This is a genomic window from Enterobacter sp. 940_PEND (assembly GCF_001059415.1).
GTDB classification, from domain to species: Bacteria; Pseudomonadota; Gammaproteobacteria; order Enterobacterales; family Enterobacteriaceae; genus Enterobacter; species Enterobacter cloacae_M.
In genome coordinates this window covers 19,778-37,480 of the sequence record NZ_JUMS01000091.1, presented here as the reverse complement: position 1 = coordinate 37,480, position 17,703 = coordinate 19,778, and the positions used below count along the sequence as shown (strand labels likewise).

At 59.1% G+C, this 17,703-nt stretch carries 14 protein-coding genes and 1 pseudogene; 6 read left to right on the top strand and 9 right to left on the bottom strand.

What is annotated here, in order from left to right; genetic code table 11:
- Positions 1–18 precede the first annotated feature (18 nt).
- The 3 genes from ADJ24_RS12490 (at position 19) to ADJ24_RS12480 (ending at position 2,523) form a co-directional block, all read left to right on the top strand.
- The gene (locus tag ADJ24_RS12490; RefSeq protein WP_023310188.1) at positions 19–1,929 is read left to right on the top strand and encodes a BglG family transcription antiterminator; all 1,911 of its coding nucleotides are present in this window, start codon (positions 19–21) and stop codon (positions 1,927–1,929) included.
- Between the two features lie 77 nt (positions 1,930–2,006).
- The gene (locus ADJ24_RS12485) at positions 2,007–2,249 is read left to right on the top strand and encodes a type II toxin-antitoxin system RelB/DinJ family antitoxin (RefSeq protein ID WP_008501400.1); all 243 of its coding nucleotides are present in this window, start codon (positions 2,007–2,009) and stop codon (positions 2,247–2,249) included.
- Entirely contained in the window at positions 2,239–2,523 is a 285-nt protein-coding gene (locus ADJ24_RS12480; protein WP_023310189.1) for a type II toxin-antitoxin system RelE family toxin, read from the top strand. The genes ADJ24_RS12485 and ADJ24_RS12480 overlap by 11 nt, the downstream gene beginning before the upstream one ends.
- Positions 2,524–2,526: 3 nt before the next feature.
- On the opposite strand, the gene nrdG is transcribed toward ADJ24_RS12480, so the two are convergent.
- The 5 genes from nrdG to treR form a co-directional block, all read right to left on the bottom strand.
- Positions 2,527–2,991 (bottom strand): anaerobic ribonucleoside-triphosphate reductase-activating protein, encoded by a 465-nt coding sequence (nrdG, locus tag ADJ24_RS12475; protein ID WP_023310190.1) that lies wholly within the window; start codon positions 2,989–2,991, stop codon positions 2,527–2,529.
- A gap of 159 nt (positions 2,992–3,150) precedes the next feature.
- On the bottom strand, positions 3,151–5,289 hold the full coding sequence (gene nrdD / locus ADJ24_RS12470) for an anaerobic ribonucleoside-triphosphate reductase (RefSeq protein WP_023310191.1): 2,139 nt from the start codon (positions 5,287–5,289) through the stop codon (positions 3,151–3,153).
- Positions 5,290–5,665: 376 nt separating this feature from the next.
- Positions 5,666–7,309, bottom strand: coding sequence for an alpha,alpha-phosphotrehalase (gene treC, locus ADJ24_RS12465; protein WP_023310192.1), 1,644 nt, complete (start codon positions 7,307–7,309; stop codon positions 5,666–5,668).
- 51 nt (positions 7,310–7,360) lie between these two features.
- Positions 7,361–8,779, bottom strand: coding sequence for a PTS trehalose transporter subunit IIBC (gene treB, locus ADJ24_RS12460; RefSeq protein WP_023310193.1), 1,419 nt, complete (start codon positions 8,777–8,779; stop codon positions 7,361–7,363).
- Positions 8,780–8,907: 128 nt separating this feature from the next.
- The gene (gene treR / locus ADJ24_RS12455; protein ID WP_023310194.1) at positions 8,908–9,855 is read right to left on the bottom strand and encodes a trehalose operon repressor TreR; all 948 of its coding nucleotides are present in this window, start codon (positions 9,853–9,855) and stop codon (positions 8,908–8,910) included.
- A gap of 388 nt (positions 9,856–10,243) precedes the next feature.
- Here treR and mgtA point away from each other — a divergent pair, with 388 nt between their 5' ends.
- Both mgtA and ADJ24_RS12445 read left to right on the top strand, forming a co-directional pair.
- Positions 10,244–12,952, top strand: coding sequence for a magnesium-translocating P-type ATPase (gene mgtA / locus ADJ24_RS12450; protein ID WP_023310195.1), 2,709 nt, complete (start codon positions 10,244–10,246; stop codon positions 12,950–12,952).
- Between the two features lie 210 nt (positions 12,953–13,162).
- Entirely contained in the window at positions 13,163–15,547 is a 2,385-nt protein-coding gene (locus ADJ24_RS12445) for a beta-N-acetylhexosaminidase (RefSeq protein ID WP_023310196.1), read from the top strand.
- A gap of 50 nt (positions 15,548–15,597) precedes the next feature.
- Here ADJ24_RS12445 and ridA read toward each other — a convergent pair whose 3' ends face one another.
- The 4 genes from ridA to ADJ24_RS24270 form a co-directional block, all read right to left on the bottom strand.
- Entirely contained in the window at positions 15,598–15,984 is a 387-nt protein-coding gene (gene ridA / locus ADJ24_RS12440; RefSeq protein ID WP_008501391.1) for a 2-iminobutanoate/2-iminopropanoate deaminase, read from the bottom strand.
- 73 nt (positions 15,985–16,057) lie between these two features.
- Complete coding sequence (gene pyrI, locus ADJ24_RS12435; protein WP_023310197.1) at positions 16,058–16,519, bottom strand: aspartate carbamoyltransferase regulatory subunit; 462 nt, start codon at positions 16,517–16,519, stop codon at positions 16,058–16,060.
- Between the two features lie 12 nt (positions 16,520–16,531).
- Positions 16,532–17,464 carry an aspartate carbamoyltransferase gene (gene pyrB / locus ADJ24_RS12430; protein ID WP_023310198.1) on the bottom strand — a complete coding sequence of 311 codons (933 nt, stop codon included), beginning with the start codon at positions 17,462–17,464 and terminating at the stop codon, positions 16,532–16,534.
- Between the two features lie 34 nt (positions 17,465–17,498).
- Positions 17,499–17,603: a pyrBI operon leader peptide gene (locus ADJ24_RS24270; protein ID WP_022646880.1), complete on the bottom strand. Its 105-nt coding sequence runs from the start codon at positions 17,601–17,603 to the stop codon at positions 17,499–17,501.
- Between ADJ24_RS24270 and ADJ24_RS25080 the strand changes: the two are divergent.
- Positions 17,583–17,700: pseudogene (locus ADJ24_RS25080) on the top strand (hypothetical protein). The gene ADJ24_RS24270 and the pseudogene ADJ24_RS25080 overlap by 21 nt on opposite strands.
- The last annotated feature ends 3 nt before the right edge of the window (positions 17,701–17,703 follow it).

Sequence of the window (17,703 nt, the reverse complement as noted above, 5' to 3'; positions counted from 1 at the left end):
TAATAAGAGGACAAGCCCGTGCGATTTCCGAACCAACGTTTAGCGCAACTGTTCGATCTGTTGCAAAACGAGACGCTGCCGCAGGACGAGCTGGCGCAGCGGCTGTCGGTCTCCACGCGAACCGTCCGTGCCGATATCACCGCCCTGAACGCGCTGCTGGCAGGCCACGGCGCGCAGTTTATATTGAGCCGGGGCAACGGCTATCAGCTCAAAATTGATGATGCCCAGCGCTACCAGCAGCTGCAGGCATCCCACCCGCGCGCGCTGCGTATTCCCCGGACCGGGCCGGAGCGCGTGCACTATCTGGTGGTGCGTTTTCTCACCTCGGCGTTTTCTCTTAAGCTTGAGGATCTGGCGGACGAGTGGTTCGTCAGCCGCGCCACGCTGCAAAGCGATATGGCCGAAGTCCGCGAGTGGTTCCACCGCTATAACCTGACGCTGGAAACGCGTCCTCGCCACGGCATGAAGCTGTTTGGCAGCGAGATGTCGACCCGCGCCTGCCTGACCGATCTGCTCTGGGAGCTTGCGCAGCAGGACAGCCTGAACCCGCTGGTGACCGACGTGGCGCTGAATGCAGGCGTGGCGGAGCAGATGGTGCCCGTGCTGCACGAGGCGCTGACGCGTCATCACATCCGTCTGACCGATGAAGGCGAGCTGTTCCTGCGCCTGTACTGCGCGGTGTCGGTGCGGCGCATCAGCGAGGGCTATCCGCTGCCGGAATTCCACGCCGAAGACGTGGAAGAGAACGTGCGCGAGGCGGCGAAGGATATCGCCGTCACTATCCAGCAGCTGGCGGGCAAAGCGCTTTCACCTTCGGAGGAGAGCTGGCTGTGCGTGCACATTGCGGCGCGGCAGATTCAGGAGATTGCCCCGAGCGCAATTAACGCGGATGACGACGAAGCGCTGGTCAACTACATCCTGCGCTATATCAACACCCACTATAACTACAACCTGCTGAGCGACGCGCAGCTGCACGCGGACCTGCTCACGCACATCAAAACCATGATCACCCGCGTGCGGTATCAAATCATGATCCCCAATCCGCTGCTGGATAACATCAAGCAGCACTACCCGATGGCGTGGGATATGACCTTGGCGGCGGTGTCGAGCTGGGGAAAATACACGCCTTATGTGATCAGCGAAAACGAAATCGGCTTCCTGGTGCTGCATATCGGCGTCGGGCTGGAGCGCCACTACAACATCGGCTACCAGCGTCAGCCGCGCGTACTGCTGGTGTGCGACGCAGGTAATGCCATGGTCCGCATGATTGAAGCGGTGCTGCAGCGCAAGTACCCGCAAATTGAGGTGGCCCGCACGCTCACCCTGCGCGAGTACGAGCTGGCGGAAACGATTAGCGAAGACTTTGTGATCGCCACCGCCCGCGTCAGCGAAAAGTCCAAACCGGTGGTGACGATCGCCCCGTTCCCGACCGATTACCAGTTAGAGCAGATCGGCAAGCTGGTGCTGGTGGACCGCACCCGCCCGTGGATGCTGGATAAATACTTCGACGCGGCCCATTTCCGCATTATCGACAAGCCCGTTGACCAGCAAACGCTGTTTCGCGAGCTGTGCGCGCAGCTTGAAGGCGAGGGGTTTGTCGGCGCGGAGTTTCTGGATTCGGTTGTTGAGCGTGAAGCCATCGTCAGCACCATGCTCGGCGACGGCATCGCGCTGCCGCACTCCCTCGGCCTTTTAGCGCAGAAAACCGTGGTCTATACCGTGCTCGCCCCGCACGGCGTACAGTGGGGCGACGAAACCGCGCACGTCATCTTCCTGCTCGCCATCAGCAAAAGCGAATACGAAGAGGCTATGGCGATTTACGATATCTTCGTCACCTTCCTGCGTGAACGGGCGATGTCGCGGCTCTGTAGCTGCAGTGACTTTGCCGAATTTAAGGCGGTGGCAATGGAGAGTTTGAGTCGGTTTTGAGAGGCGTTATCCAGAATTCGATGTAATGCGAATGTAATGCTAAACTGCATTACACATTCGATTTTACCGGAGGCATAATGGCCACGCTGAACGTCCGTCTGGATGACAAACTCAAAAACGAGGCTTATGCCGTGCTGGAAAAACTCAATATCACCCCAACGGAAGCCGTGCGATTACTGTTTCAGTACGTCGCGGAGACGGGACGTATGCCGGTGAAAACGGTCACGATTAGCGACAGCGAAGATGCGCTGATACAGACGGTCCGGGAGCGACTGGCGAATCCGCAAAAGGGAATCAAGGTTAGTCTGGATGACTTATGAACTGGCATTTGACCCGAGGGCGTTAAAGGAGTGGTGCAAGCTGGGGCAGACTGTAAAAGACCTGTTTAAGAAGAAACTTGCGGACGTGCTGGTGAACCCCAGGGTCGAATCGGCCCGCCTGCATGGTCTGCCGGATTGCTACAAAATAAAACTCAGAACGCAGGGTTATCGTTTGGTCTATCAGGTTCAGGACAACGTTGTAACGGTATTTGTTATCGCTATCGGTAAGCGAGAGAAATCAGCCGTTTATCATGATGCTAACAAACGGCTTTAGCGATCATCGTAAATGGTGCACAACCTGATTGCTGCTGCCGCGCCAGATCAGCGCCGGGTCTTTTAAATCCTGCACGAACTTGCCGTCAACCAGGACGTTAATCAGATCCACCACTTCCATTTGCTGCGCGTTCAGCTCATCCAGCCTGTAGCCTGTCCAGACCCAGATATCTTTTCCCGCACACTCTGCCCGAATGCGCTTCACCAGCTTCAGGATCTCCGGCACGTTTTGCGGGTGCAGGGGGTCGCCGCCGGAGAGCGAGATCCCCTGGCGTTTGATGCGCGTGTCGTTAAGGTCGTTGACGATCCGGTCTTCCATTTCGGCGGTGAACGGCATGCCGGAATTTAAGCGCCAGGTGCTTTTGTTATAGCAGCCGGGGCATTCGTGGACGCAGCCTGAGACGAACAGGGTGCAGCGGGTGCCGGGGCCGTTGACGATGTCGACGGGGTAGTATTGATGATATCGCATAGAAAATGTCCAGAGAATTTGTGCGCGCTGATGCCCTCACCCCGACCCTCTCCCACAGGGAGAGGGAGAAAACCGGCGGCCGGAATAACAATGTGCTCGATCGGTCCCCTCTCCCTTGAGGGAGAGGGGTAGGGTGAGGGGTAGAACCCTGCGCAGAACTTACCCGATCTGCCCATTCCCCAAATGCTTCACGCGACGCTTCACCTCTTCCTGCTTCCCGGCGTTAAACGGACGCGCATCCGGGCTGCCGAGATAGCCGCACACGCGACGGGTCACGGAGACGCGAGCCGCATCGTGGTTGCCGCATTTCGGGCAGGTAAAGCCTTTGCTGGTGCACTCAAACTCGCCGGTAAAGCCGCACTCGTAGCACTCGTCGATTGGCGTGTTGGTCCCGTAATACGGCACGTGCTGATAGCTGTAATCCCACACGTCTTCCAGCGCCTTCAGGTTGTGCTGAATGTTAGGGTACTCGCCGTAGCAGATGAAGCCGCCGCTGGCGATCGGTGGATACGCTGCTTCAAAGTCGATCTTGTCGTACGGGTTCACCTTTTTCTCCACGTCGAGGTGGAAGCTGTTGGTGTAATACCCTTTGTCGGTCACGCCTTCCACAATCCCGAACTCGGCGGTGTCCAGACGGCAGAAGCGGTCGCACAGGTTCTCGCTCGGGGTGCTGTAGAGGCTAAACCCGTAGCCGGTTTCCTCTTTCCACTGGTCAACCGCGTCGCGCAGGCGCTGAACGATGGCGATGCCTTTTTCGCGCAGGGCCTCGCTGTCGTACATATGCGTATCGCCCGCCAATGCGTTGATGGTCTCGTGAATACCGATGTAGCCCAGCGAAATCGACGCGCGACCGTTTTTGAAGATCTCAGACACGTCATCGTCCGCTTTCAGACGCACTCCGCAGGCCCCTTCCATATAGAGGATCGGCGCGACGCGGGCTTTGACCCCTTCAAGGCGCGCAATGCGGGTCATCAGCGCCTTACGCGCCAGCTGCAGACGTTCATCCAGCAGCGTCCAGAATTCCGCTTCATTGCCTTTCGCCTCCAGCGCGATGCGCGGCAGGTTCAGGCTGATGACGCCCAGGTTGTTGCGCCCGTCGTGGATCTGCTCGCCGTTTTCATCTTCGTACACGCCGAGGAAGCTGCGGCAGCCCATTGGCGTTTTAAACGAACCGGTCACTTTGACGACCTGATCGTAGTTCAGGATGTCCGGGTACATGCGCTTGCTCGCGCACTCCAGCGCCAGCTGTTTGATGTCGTAGTTCGGATCGCCAAACTTGTGGTTCAGGCCGTCGCGAATGGCAAAGACCAGTTTCGGGAACACCGCCGTTTTGCGGTTCTTGCCGAGGCCGGAAATGCGGTTGCGCAGGATGGACTGCTGGATCAGGCGCGATTCCCAGCTGGTGCCCAGACCAAACCCGAAGGTTACAAACGGCGTCTGGCCGTTGGCGGTGTGCAGCGTGTTCACTTCATACTCCAGCGACTGGAAGGCGTCGTAGCACTCTTTCTCGGTGCGGGAGTGCGCGTAGCCGTCGGCGTCCGGGATCTGCCACTCTTCGGCCGTTTTACGATGCTTGTTGAAGCTTGCCGTCACGAACGGGGCCAGCACTTCATCAATGCGGTTAATCGTGGTGCCGCCATAAATATGGCTGGCGACCTGAGCGATAATCTGCGCGGTGACGGCAGTGGCCGTGGAGATTGATTTAGGCGGTTCAATCTCGGCGTTACCCATTTTAAAACCGTGGGTCAGCATGCCTTTCAGGTCGATCAGCATGCAGTTGAACATAGGGAAGAACGGCGAATAGTCGAGATCGTGGTAGTGAATTTCACCGCGCTCGTGCGCCGATACCACGTCGCGCGGCAGCAGGTGCTGACGGGCATAGTGTTTGGCGACGATACCGGCCAGCAGGTCGCGCTGGGTCGGGATCACTTTGCTGTCTTTGTTGGCGTTTTCATTGAGCAGGGCGGAGTTGGTCTGCTCCACCAGGCCACGGATCTCCTGGTTCAGACGACCGCGCTTCTCACGCTGCACGTCACGATCGTGACGGTACTCAATGTAGGCACGCGCCAGCTGCTTGTAAGGCCCCGCCATCAGTTGGTTCTCAACCGCGGTCTGGATCTCGTTGATATCGACCTGGCTGCGTTCGTTCATCTGGCTGCTAACGACTTCTGCGACGGTGGCGCAGTAATCTGCGTCATCGACTCCCGCTGCTTTAGCTGCACGCAGAATGGCTTCCTGGATGCGCTCTGATTTAAACGGCACTTTACAGCCATCACGTTTCATCACATGCGGTGTCATGATCACTCCATTTTTTGAAAACAGGTTATCCACAGAGGTGGAGAAGTAATAACCGGGCGTATTCCCCGCCGGGCCAAAGACTTCCCGCGTTCCCAGCTCGTGTTATCCACAATTCCGGCCAGCGTAAGCGCCGTCTTGTTGTTGGAATAGTAGACGATAAATACAAGATGTTGGGTCGACGTGCATTTTAAGTGCTACATATAGTGATTTGCATCAAACATGTTTGCGATTTATTTGATGCAGAACAAAGTAAAAAGACGAGAGTACAAACGACGGGCGCTTCAGCGATTGTAAAGGCGCGCGAGAAAAATCTGATTAATTATTCAACAAAAACAGTCAAGTAAGCCGGGTGCTGAGCCGCACCCGGCAGGGAAAATTACTGCTGCAACCACCAGACGGCTTCAAACGGACGGAGTGACGTCGTTTGCGGTGCCGGGTAGTTACTCATCAGCACCTGCGACTTATCGCTGAGAGCGTCTGCCTGCCATTCCTGAGGCGTATTACTCAGGTTCGCCGCCACCATCAGCGTCTGCCCCTGCCACTGACGACGGTAGCACCAAAGAGAAGGATGTTCCGGCAGGAGATCCTCATAATCCCCCCACGTCAGCACCGGCAGGGTTTTGCGCAGGCTAATCAGCGACTGGTAGGTGTAGAACACCGAATCCGGGTCGTCCAGCGCCGCGCGGGCGTTCACCGTCTCGTAGTTATCGCAGACGCCAATCCACGGCTCGCCCTCGGTAAAGCCCGCATTGTGCGACGCGTCCCACTGCATTGGGGTTCGCCCGTTATCGCGGGACTTACTCGCCAGAATCGCCAGCAATTCCTCCGGCTCGCGGCCGTTGGCGCGCAGTTCGGCGAACATGTTCAGGCTCTCCACGTCGCGGTAATCGGTGATGCGGCTGAAGTGCGGGTTCGTCATCCCCAGCTCTTCGCCCTGGTAGATATACGGCGTGCCCTGCATGCCGTGCAGCACCATGCCGAGCATCTTCGCGGCCTGTACGCGGTATTCTCCTTCGTCACCAAAGCGCGACACGATGCGCGGCTGATCGTGGTTACACCAGAACAGCGCGTTCCAGGCCCTGTTGTGCATGCCCTGCTGCCAGTGGCGGAAGAGGGTTTTCAGCGCCACGAAGTCCGGCTTTGCCTTCGTCCACTTTTCGCCGCCGGGGTAGTCCACCTTCAGGTGGTGGAAGTTAAAGGTCATCGACAGCTCGCTGCCGTCGAGCGAGGCGTACTGCTGGCAGTTCTCCAGCGAGGTCGAGGACATCTCGCCCACCGTCATCAGGTTGCGCGGGGTGAAGACGTCCCGGCTCATCTCCTGCAGATATTCGTGAACGCGCGGCCCGTCGGTATAGAAGCGGCGGCCGTCTCCGGTGTTGTCGTCCGGGAAATCCTGGTCTTTTGAAATCAGGTTAATCACGTCGAGACGCAGGCCGTCCACGCCGCGATCGGCCCAGAACTCGCACACCTTTTTCAGCTCGGCGCGCACCGCCGGGTTTTCCCAGTTGAGGTCCGCCTGTTCCGGCGCGAACAGGTGCAGGTAATACTGCTCGCTCTCGGCGTGCCAGCGCCAGGCGTTGCCGCCAAACTTGGAGCGCCAGTTGTTGGGAAGCTGCTCCGGCGTGCCGTCGCGCCAGATGTAGAACTGGCGGTACGGGCTCGCTTTGTTCAGCGACTCGCGGAACCAGGCGTGCTGCGTGGAGGTGTGGTTAAACACCATGTCCAGCACGATGCGGATGCCGCGCTCGTGCGCCCGGGCAACCAGCTCGTCGAAATCATCCAGCGTGCCGTAGGCCGGGTCGATGGCGGTGTAATTCGCCACGTCGTAGCCGTTATCCACCTGCGGGGAGATATAAAACGGCGTCAGCCAGATGGCGTCGATGCCGAGGGTTTTCAGGTAGTCCAGACGCTTCGTCACGCCGCGCAGATCGCCGGTGCCGCTGCCGGTGGTGTCCTGGAAACTCTTTGGGTAAATCTGATAGATGACGCCGTTCTGCCACCAGTGAGGAAGGGTATTCATAATGCGTTCCTGCAAATGCGAAGGGGCGCAACTGCGCCCCGAAAGAAGAAGTTAAACAATCTGCAGCGAGCCCTGACGGAACTTACGCTGGTAAACCACGGTGGTGAGCGCCATTGGGACGATAATCGCGATGGCCATCGCCAGGGCAAACACCTGCCAGTAAGCGGGCTGGATGGAGAGAATGCCCGGCAGGCCGCCGACGCCAATCCCGTTCGCCATCACGCCGTTCAGACCACACACCAGGCCAGCCAGACCGGAACCGATCATCGCGCAGAGCATCGGGAAGCGGTACTTCAGGTTGATACCGTACATCGCCGGTTCGGTGACGCCGAGGTAGGCAGAGATGGCCGCCGGAACGGAGATCTCACGCTCGTTGTGCTTGCGGCTGACGATGATGATGCCGGTAACCGCCGACGCCTGGGCAATGTTAGACAGGGCGATAATCGGCCAGACCGGCGTGCCGCCGAGGCTCTGGATCATCTGCATATCAATGGCCAGCGTGGTCTGGTGCACGCCGGTGATCACCAGCGGGGCGTACAGGAAGCCAAACAGTGCGGCTCCAATCGGCGCGAAGCTGCCGGTCATCAGGTGACGCACCGCGAAGGCCACGCCGTCGCCGATCATGCGGCCAAACGGACCGATAAAGGCGTGCGCCAGGAACACCGCCAGAATCAGCGAGCAGACCGGCACCACCACCAGATAGAGGTAATCCGGCACGATGCGCTTCAGGCGCGTTTCAATAAAGCCCAGCGCCAGACCCGCCAGCAGGGCCGGAATGACCTGCGCCTGATAGCCCACTTTGGCGATAGTAAACAGGCCGAAGTTCCACACCTCAGGCACCTGCTGACCAAGTAAGTAAGCGTTCATTAACTGTGGAGAGACCAGCGTGACGCCCAGCACGATACCGAGAATCGGCGTGCCGCCCATCTTGCGCACCGCGGACCAGCAAATCCCGACCGGCAGATAGAAGAAGATCGCCTCGCCAATCAGCCACAGGAAATCGTAAACGGTTTTCAGCGCCGGATACATCTGCGCCAGGGTTTTGCCGTCGCTCATCGGTACATCGCCGATGACGTTACGGAAGCCTAAGATTAAGCCCCCGCTGATCAGCGCCGGCAGCAGCGGGAAGAAAATTTCCGCGAAGTGGGAAATCAGCTGCTCGTGCCACTTCATATTCTGGCGCGCGGCCTTCTTCGCCTGCTCTTTATCGGCGGAGGAGTGCCCGGTTGTCGCCAGCAGAGCCTGATAGTAATCGCCCACTTCGGTACCAATAACGACCTGGAACTGCCCGGCGTTGGTGAAGCAGCCTTTGACCATGGAAAGTTCTTCAATGGCCTTCGGGTTGGCTTTGGCCGGATCGTTCAGCACGAAGCGCAGGCGGGTAATGCAATGGCTGACGGTAGCGATGTTTTCGCGGCCACCGACCAGGACGATCAACTGATCGATATCTGCTTGTTTGACTTTACTCATCATGAAACCTCATGACAGATGGTGAGGGGTGTAATGACCTGAGCGCAAGCCTACTCCTTCAGCGTGACGGCGAAAATGGGAACGTTCCCGAAATCAGGCGAAGATCACAATAATCTGTTTTAGAGGGGTTACGAAAGGTGAGCGGGAATGACGATCTGACGGGGCTCTGAACGCCCGTTTATCTGCTCGATCAGCTGCGCGGCGGCCTGCCTGCCGGACTCGGCGTAGCCCGGATCGACGGTGATAATTTCCGGGTGCAGGAACTTCATCAGCGGCGTGCTGCCGACGCTCGCCACCTGCAGGTTATCGATGCGCTGCTCCTGCAGATATTTGCTCGCACCCAGCGCCAGGGTATCCGTGGCACACACCAGCGCCGTGGTCTGCGGCGTCAGAACGCTGGCGACCTGCTCGTAGCCCTGCTTCATGCCCAGCCCCGGCAGGGAGGCCACGGCGGAGAGATTGTGCTTTTTGCAAAAAGCCAGGTAGGCCTCATGCCGACGCTTGCCGGTGGTGACGTCCGCGTGCGGGACGCCGAGGAAGCTGATGTGGCGATGGCCTTCGTCAAACAGGCGCTGCATCAGGGTGATAATCGCGCCCTCGTCGTCGTAGCAGACGGAGGCAAACCCGTGGGCATCGCGCGCCAGCAGCACCAGCGAAGGCTGCCAGGGTTTTAGCATCTCGTCCTTAATGCCGGTAAAACCGAACAGCACCACGCCGTCAATGTTGCGCCGCTGGAGCATGCCCAGGTGCTCTTCAACCAGCTGCACAGAAAACTGACTCTCCATCATGATCGGATCATACCCCTGCTCGTAGAAGGCGGGCAGCATGGTCTGCACGGCGAGGTTTTCAGACAGAGAATCCAGACGCGAGACAATAATGGCGACGACTTTGTCACTCTGCCCGCGCATGGCGCGCGCGGATCGGGAAGGGGAAAAACCGTGCTGATTCATGACCGCCTCAACGCGCTCGCGGGTGCGTTCGCTGACGCCGCTTTCGTTGTTCAGCACGCGTGAGACGGTCGATTTCCCCACGCCGCTTAAACGCGCGATGTCTTTAATCGTAAGGCGGTTCTGCATGCTGTATTCCCTGTAACAACGACGATGTAGTGAATTGAGCCTAATGCTATAGCGCGATTTCGCTATGGGCAAAGTCTGGTTTACGTTTGGTTTATTTGCAGGGGGGTATAATACCGCCCGAATCGTCATAAAGGGTATGCCTAAATCCCTGGACTGCGCGGCAACACCCTGTTTTTTTACTTACCGGAGGCTTCATGGATCCCGATCCCACACCTCTCCTGAACGGGAGAATGCGTTCTTTCCGGTAAGCCAGCTTTTGCTGTCTCACCGGCGTGAGGCAGCAACGTCTTAAACGTTCCTGCTTAAAAAATTAAGTGCCTCTCAGGTACGGCTTCGCCACGCCTGAAGGAATTGCTGCATCCGCCCCGGCGGATGCGGAGGAATGACTATGTTTAAAAATATCACCCGGCAGCTGCAGGCGCTGCTGAGCCGCCACCTGCCACACCGTCTTGTTCAACGCGACCCGCTGCCAAACGCCAAAAACATGGCGGGGGCGGCGATCCCCGCCTCCCTGAGCGAACGCTGCCTGAACGTGGCGGCGATGGATGAAAACGAAGTCTGGCGCGCGTTCGGCGGACACCCGGAAGGGCTCAACGCGGCCGAAGTGGAAAAAATGCGCGCCGTACACGGCGATAACCAGATCCCAGCGCAAAAGCCGTCTCCGTGGTGGGTGCACCTGTGGCTCTGCTACCGCAACCCGTTCAACCTGCTGCTGACCGTGCTCGGCCTCATCTCCTACGCGACGGAAGATCTGTTTGCCGCAGGGGTGATTGCCCTGATGGTGGGTATCTCCACGCTGCTGAACTTTATTCAGGAGGCCCGCTCCACCAAAGCGGCGGACGCCCTGAAGGCGATGGTCAGCAACACCGCGACCGTCTCGCGCGTGATTAACGATCTCGGCGAAAACGCCTGGGTGGAGCTGCCTATCGACCAGCTGGTGCCGGGCGATCTGGTGAAGCTGGCCGCGGGAGACATGATCCCGGCGGATTTACGCATCATCCAGGCGCGCGATTTGTTCGTGGCGCAGGCCTCGCTGACCGGGGAATCCCTGCCCGTTGAAAAGGTAGCGCGCAGCCGCGACCCGCAGCAGATGAACCCGCTCGAGTGTGACACCCTGTGCTTTATGGGCACCACGGTGGTCAGCGGCACCGCGCAGGCGATTGTTACCGCCACCGGGGGCAACACCTGGTTTGGTCAGCTTGCCGGGCGCGTCAGCGAGCAGGAGAGCGAGCCAAACGCCTTCCAGAAAGGGATTGGCCGCGTCAGCATGCTGCTGATCCGCTTTATGATGGTGATGACGCCAATCGTGCTGCTGATCAACGGCTACACCAAAGGCGACTGGTGGGAAGCGGCCCTGTTTGCGCTCTCCGTGGCCGTTGGCCTGACGCCGGAAATGCTGCCGATGATTGTCACCTCCACGCTGGCGCGCGGGGCGGTGAAGCTCTCTAAACAGAAAGTGATCGTTAAACACCTCGACGCCATCCAGAACTTTGGCGCGATGGACATCCTCTGCACCGATAAAACCGGCACCCTGACGCAGGACAAAATCGTGCTGGAGAACCACACCGATATCTCCGGCAAAACCAGCGAGCGCGTCCTGCACAGCGCGTGGCTGAACAGCCATTACCAGACCGGGCTGAAAAACCTGCTCGACGTCGCGGTGCTGGAAGGGGTGGACGAGGAATCCGCCCGCACGCTCTCCGGCCGCTGGCAGAAGGTGGATGAGATCCCGTTCGACTTCGAGCGCCGCCGCATGTCGGTGGTGGTGAGCGAGCAGACGGACGTGCACCAGCTGATCTGCAAAGGGGCGCTGCAGGAGATCCTCAACGTGTCGACGCAGGTGCGCTATAACGGCGACATCGTGCCGCTGGACGACACCATGATGCGCCGCATCAAGCGCGTCACCGATAACCTGAACCGTCAGGGGCTGCGCGTGGTGGCGGTCGCGAGCAAGTTCCTGCCCGCGCGCGAGGGTGACTATCAGCGTATCGATGAATCCGATCTGATCCTCGAGGGCTACATCGCCTTCCTCGATCCGCCGAAAGAGACCACCGCGCCGGCGCTGAAGGCGCTGAAGGCGAGCGGTATTACCGTCAAAATTCTCACCGGCGACAGCGAGCTGGTGGCGGCCAAAGTGTGCCATGAAGTGGGGCTGGACGCGGGCGACGTGGTGGTGGGGAGCGATATTGAACATCTCTCTGATGACGAGCTGGCGAAGCTTGCCCAGCGTACCACGCTGTTTGCCCGACTGACGCCGATGCACAAAGAGCGCATCGTCACCCTGCTCAAGCGCGAAGGACACGTGGTGGGCTTTATGGGAGACGGCATCAACGACGCGCCCGCGCTGCGTGCGGCGGACATCGGTATCTCCGTCGATGGTGCGGTGGACATCGCCCGCGAAGCGGCGGATATCATCCTGCTGGAAAAGAGCCTGATGGTGCTGGAGGAGGGCGTGATCGAAGGTCGCCGTACCTTTGCCAACATGCTCAAGTACATCAAAATGACCGCCAGCTCCAACTTCGGTAACGTCTTCAGCGTGCTGGTGGCGAGCGCGTTTCTGCCGTTCCTGCCGATGCTGCCGCTGCACCTGCTGATCCAGAACCTGATGTACGACGTGTCTCAGGTAGCGATCCCGTTTGATAACGTCGACGACGAGCAGATCCAGAAGCCGCAGCACTGGAACCCGGCGGATCTCGGGCGCTTTATGCTGTTCTTTGGGCCGATCAGCTCCATCTTCGACATTCTGACGTTCTGCCTGATGTGGTTTGTGTTCCACGCCAACACCCCGGAACACCAGACGCTGTTCCAGTCCGGCTGGTTTGTGGTAGGTCTGCTGTCGCAGACGCTGATTGTTCATATGATCCGTACCCGCCGCATTCCGTTCATCCAGAGCCGTGCCGCATGGCCGTTGATTGTGATGACGGGCATTGTGATGGCGCTCGGTATCGCGCTGCCGTTCTCGCCGCTGGCAGGCTACCTGCAGCTTCAGGCGCTGCCGCTGGGCTACTTCCCGTGGCTGGTGGCAATCCTTGCGGGCTATATGGTGCTGACGCAGATGGTGAAAGGATTCTATGCGCGTCGGTATGGATGGCAGTAAAAACATACCCTCACCCTAACCCTCTCCCTGGAAGGGAGAGGGGACCGCTCGGTGCCGCCTTTCACCCTCGCCCCTTGGGGGGGAGGGGACTGGCTTTCCTCCCAAATTCAACAACCTGTGATCTCCGTCGGCGCATTTGCTTGACGACAAATTGAGCGCATGTTAACAGAATGTTTTGCCTTTATTTGGCCCGTCAGATAAGGAACATTCATGTTACGGTACAGTCTCTTAACCGCCGGGCTGATGCTCGGCGCCTCTGCGTTTGCCGCCCCGGCAGGCGATCTCCCTTTGATGCCCTGGCCTGCCAAGGTCGAACGCCCGACGACCCAGGGCGCGCTGGTGCTCAGCAACAACGTATCCATTAGCGTCAGCGGGGACGATCTCGGTGACGCCGTCAGCCGCCTGCGCCAGCGCATGGCCCTGCAAACCGGCTGGACGCTGCAGCCGCAGGCTGAAAAGCCAGACAAACCGACCATCCGCATCGCGATTGCCAAAAAGGTGAAGCCGCAGCCTCTGCCGGACAGCGATGAAAGCTACAGGCTGACGGTGGACGCCAGCGGCGTCGATATCTCCGCCAACACCCGCTTCGGCGCGCTGCGCGCCATGGAAACGCTGCTCCAGCTGATGCAGAACGGCGCGGAAAACACCTCGCTGCCGTGGGTCACCATTGAAGATTCGCCGCGCTTCCCGTGGCGCGGGCTGCTGCTCGACTCGGCGCGCCACTTTATTCCGCTGCCGGATATCAAGCGCCAGATCGACGGCATGGCCGCGGCGAAGCTCAACGTCCTGCACTGGCACCTGACCGACGATCAGGGCTGGCGCTTCAGCTCGAAGCGCTACCCTAAGCTGACGCAGCTTGCCAGCGACGGGCTGTACTACACGCCTGAACAGATGCGCGAGGTGGTGCGTTACGCCGCCGAGCGCGGCATTCGCGTGGTGCCGGAGATCGACATGCCGGGCCACGCCTCGGCGATTGCCGTGGCCTACCCGGAGCTGATGAGCGCGCCGGGACCGTACGCCATGGAGCGCCACTGGGGCGTGCTGAAGCCGGTGCTGGATCCGACAAAAGACGCAACTTACGCTTTTGCCGACGCAATGGTCAGCGAACTGGCGGCGATCTTCCCCGATCCGTATCTGCATATCGGCGGTGACGAGGTCGACGACAGCCAGTGGAAAGCGAACGCCGCGATCCAGAATTTCATGCGCGACAACAGGCTGGCGGACAGCCACGCGCTGCAGGCGTACTTCAACCGTAAACTGGAGACGATCCTTGAGAAGCATCACCGGCAGATGGTCGGCTGGGACGAGATCTACCATCCCGACCTGCCGAAAAGCATTCTGATCCAGTCCTGGCAGGGCCAGGACGCGCTGGGGCAGGTGGCGCAGAACGGCTACAAGGGCATTCTCTCCACCGGTTTCTATCTCGACCAGCCCCAGTCCACCGCCTATCACTACCGCAACGAAATTGTCCCGCAGGGCCTGAACGGCGTGGACGTGATTGCAGACACCGACAGCGTCCAGAGCTGGGCCTTTTCCATGCCGCGCCTGAAGGGCAAGCCGGTGGAGGGGAGCTTCACGCTGGTGAAAGGGGACGCAGGCTGGCGCGGATTTATTGATTTTGCCGGGAAATCCCGCCGCGCGGTGCAGGATATTGAATGGCGCAATGACAGCCAGGTGACCTTTACCGTCGATACGTGGATGGGCGAGACGCGCCCGGTGGTTTCCGTTGATAACGACAAGCTTACCGGCTATTTCCTGGTGGGGAATACGCGTTACCCAATCAGCGGCACGCGTCTGGACGCGGTGCCGAAAGGCATTCCTCCCGTCGTGCCGGACGTGGCGAATCAGGCCAACCTGCTCGGCGGGGAAGCCGCGCTGTGGGCGGAAAACGTGGTGGCGCCGGTGCTGGATATCCGCCTGTGGCCGCGCACCTTCGCGGTGGCGGAGAGGCTGTGGTCCGCGCAGGACGTCAACGACGTCGACAACATGTACACCCGCCTGCAGGCGATGGACAGCTGGTCGACGGTGTCGGTCGGGCTGCAGCAGCATACCCAGCAGCAGGTGCAGTTCACGCGCCTTGCCGGTAATGCCGACACGCTGCCGCTGCAGATCCTCGCTCAGGCGGTAGAGCCCGCGCAGTATTACACCCGCCAGCACCTGAAGTTCCAGGCGGGAAACTATCATCAGTTCGAGCCGCTCAACCGCTTCGCCGATGCGCTGAACGCCGAAAGCGCCACCGTGCGCCAGATGAACAAGTGGGCGGACCGCCTGGTGAGCGATGCGGAAGACGCGGAAAGCGCCGACGCGCTGCGCCACGTCTTTAACCGCTGGCAGAGCAACACCAGCGACGCGCTGGCGTTAAGCGAAAACAGCTATCAGCTGAAGGCGATGAAGCCGGTGATCCAGGAGGTGGATAAGCTGGCCTCCATTGGCCTGAGGCTGACGGATCTGGTGGCGCGCCAGGGCACGCTGGATGATAAAGAGATAGCCTCGATTCAGAGCGAGCTGGATAACGCGGCGAAGGTTCAGGACGAGGTGGTGATTGCGGCGGTCTATCCGCTGGAGACGCTGCTCAGGGCGACGAGGAATCAGTAGCAAGCAACAAAAAAGGCAGCCCGGGCTGCCTTTTTTATCGCCAAAGCGAATTAGCGACGTACCGCAATCGCTTCGATTTCAATTTTCACGTCTTTTGGCAGACGGGCCACTTCCACGCAGGAGCGCGCCGGGAAGGTGGCGTTGTGCTCTGTGAAGAACGCTTCGTAAGTGGCGTTAACGGTCGCGAAATCGTTCAGATCTTTCACGAAAACGGTGGTTTTCACGATATCGCCCACTTTCAGACCGGCAGATTCAACGATAGCCTGCACGTTTTCCAGCGACTGACGCGCCTGCGCCGCGACATCTTCCGGCACCGCGCCGGTTTTTGGGTTCACCGGGATCTGCCCGGAAGTGATGATCATGCTACCCAGATCAACGCCCTGAACGTAAGGGCCGATAGCCGCGGGTGCATTTTCCGTCGCGAGTACTTTGCTCATGTTTTCTCCAGAATGACAGCGTTAAGAATGTTCCCGGCCATTATAACAGCCGGGATTTCATTACCAACCTCAATTAGTTGGCCAGCACCACATAATGAGAAAACTCTTTTTCGCAGTATTTGCATTTGAGCGCGATGTCATCGGCACGTTTTTTCACTGCAAAGCTGGAAGAAACCGGCTCAGCGTGACTGATGCAGTTGCTGTTCGGGCAGACCAGCACGCTTTCGATGCGATCCGGCAGGCTCGGGCGGGATTTGCCGACCACTTCATACTCGTCGATGCGGTTGACGGTGGCGTCCGGCGCGTACAGCGACAGCTGGTTGACCTGCTCGTCGGTCAGGAACGTGTTCTCGATTTTAATCAGGTCCTTGCGGCCCATCTCGCCGGACGGCAGGTTCAGGCCGATGGTGATGCGCTGGTCCGTTTCGGTCAGTTTGAACAGCGTCAGCAGCTTAAAGCCCACCTGCGCAGGGATGTGGTCAATCACGGTGCCACGCTTGATGGCTTCAACCTGGAGTTTGTTATCGTGCGTCATGGTCGTCTCCCCTTACAGAGCTAATTCGCGATTCAGAACCAGTGCCAGTAACGCCTGGCGGGCGAAGATGCCGTTTCCGGCCTGCTGGAAGTACCAGGCGTGCGGCGTTTTGTCCACGTCTGTGGTGATCTCATCGATGCGCGGCAGCGGGTGCAGTACCTTCATGTTGTCGCGTGCGCCCTCGAGGTCGCTGGCGCGCAGCACGAACTGTGCCTTCACGTTGGCGTATTCGGACGGATCCAGACGCTCTTTCTGCACGCGGGTCATGTACAGTATATCCACGTGGCTCATCACCTCTTCGATGCTGGCGTGCAGGCTCCACTGAATGCCTTTCTCATCCAGCATGTCGAGAATGTACTGCGGCATCGCCAGCGCGTCCGGCGCGATGAAGAAGAAGCGGTTGCCGTTAAATTTCGCCAGCGCCTGGGTCAGGGAGTGGACGGTGCGGCCATACTTCAGGTCGCCGACCATGGCGATATTCAGGTTCTCGAGCTTGCCCTGCGTCTCCTGAATGGTGAACAGATCCAGCAGGGTCTGCGTCGGGTGCTGGTTGGCACCGTCACCGGCGTTCAGCACCGGAATGCCGCCGGAAAACTCGGTCGCCAGACGCGCCGCGCCCTCCTGCGGGTGACGCATCACAATCGCGTCGACGTAGGTGCTAATCACTGAAATGGTATCCGCCAGGGTCTCGCCTTTTTTACCCAGCGACGTGTTGCTGCTGTCCGAGAAGCCCACCACGCTCGCGCCCAGGCGGTGCATGGAGGTTTCAAAGGAGAGACGGGTGCGGGTCGAGGCTTCGAAGAAGCAGCTCGCAATCACCTTGTGCTTCAGCAGCTCCGGTTGCGGATTGGCCTTCAGTTTTGCCGCGGTTTCCAGAACCAGTTCCAGCTCTTCGCGGCTGAGGTCGTTTATGGAAATGATGTGTTTTTGATAAAGCGGATTCATGTTTATCTCCTGACGCCGGGCAAAAAAAAGCCCCTCAAATGAGGGGCTCTGGGAATAGGTTTAGCAACGGGAAGAAAAACGGCAGGCCAGCGTCTGATTTCAGACGCGGTAAGACGTTATGTCGTACACGCTTGACCATGCTTCCTCCCGGCAAATTGTCGGGCATTATACGCAGCTCGCTTTTCGGATCAAGCGATTTAATGCACGCTTTACTCAATGCAAACGGTTCTTTATGAATA

Excerpts from the sequence above, each read along its gene's own strand:
- ADJ24_RS12485 (WP_008501400.1), top strand. The coding sequence starts at position 2,007 with ATGGCCACGCTGAACGTCCGTCTGGATGACAAACTCAAAAACGAGGCT.
- ADJ24_RS12480 (WP_023310189.1), top strand. The coding sequence starts at position 2,239 with ATGACTTATGAACTGGCATTTGACCCGAGGGCGTTAAAGGAGTGGTGC.
- nrdG (WP_023310190.1), bottom strand. The coding sequence starts at position 2,991 with ATGCGATATCATCAATACTACCCCGTCGACATCGTCAACGGCCCCGGC.
- nrdD (WP_023310191.1), bottom strand. The coding sequence starts at position 5,289 with ATGACACCGCATGTGATGAAACGTGATGGCTGTAAAGTGCCGTTTAAA.
- treC (WP_023310192.1), bottom strand. The coding sequence starts at position 7,309 with ATGAATACCCTTCCTCACTGGTGGCAGAACGGCGTCATCTATCAGATT.
- treB (WP_023310193.1), bottom strand. The coding sequence starts at position 8,779 with ATGAGTAAAGTCAAACAAGCAGATATCGATCAGTTGATCGTCCTGGTC.
- treR (WP_023310194.1), bottom strand. The coding sequence starts at position 9,855 with ATGCAGAACCGCCTTACGATTAAAGACATCGCGCGTTTAAGCGGCGTG.
- mgtA (WP_023310195.1), top strand. The coding sequence starts at position 10,244 with ATGTTTAAAAATATCACCCGGCAGCTGCAGGCGCTGCTGAGCCGCCAC.
- ADJ24_RS12445 (WP_023310196.1), top strand. The coding sequence starts at position 13,163 with ATGTTACGGTACAGTCTCTTAACCGCCGGGCTGATGCTCGGCGCCTCT.
- ridA (WP_008501391.1), bottom strand. The coding sequence starts at position 15,984 with ATGAGCAAAGTACTCGCGACGGAAAATGCACCCGCGGCTATCGGCCCT.
- pyrI (WP_023310197.1), bottom strand. The coding sequence starts at position 16,519 with ATGACGCACGATAACAAACTCCAGGTTGAAGCCATCAAGCGTGGCACC.
- pyrB (WP_023310198.1), bottom strand. The coding sequence starts at position 17,464 with ATGAATCCGCTTTATCAAAAACACATCATTTCCATAAACGACCTCAGC.
- ADJ24_RS24270 (WP_022646880.1), bottom strand. The coding sequence starts at position 17,603 with ATGGTCAAGCGTGTACGACATAACGTCTTACCGCGTCTGAAATCAGAC.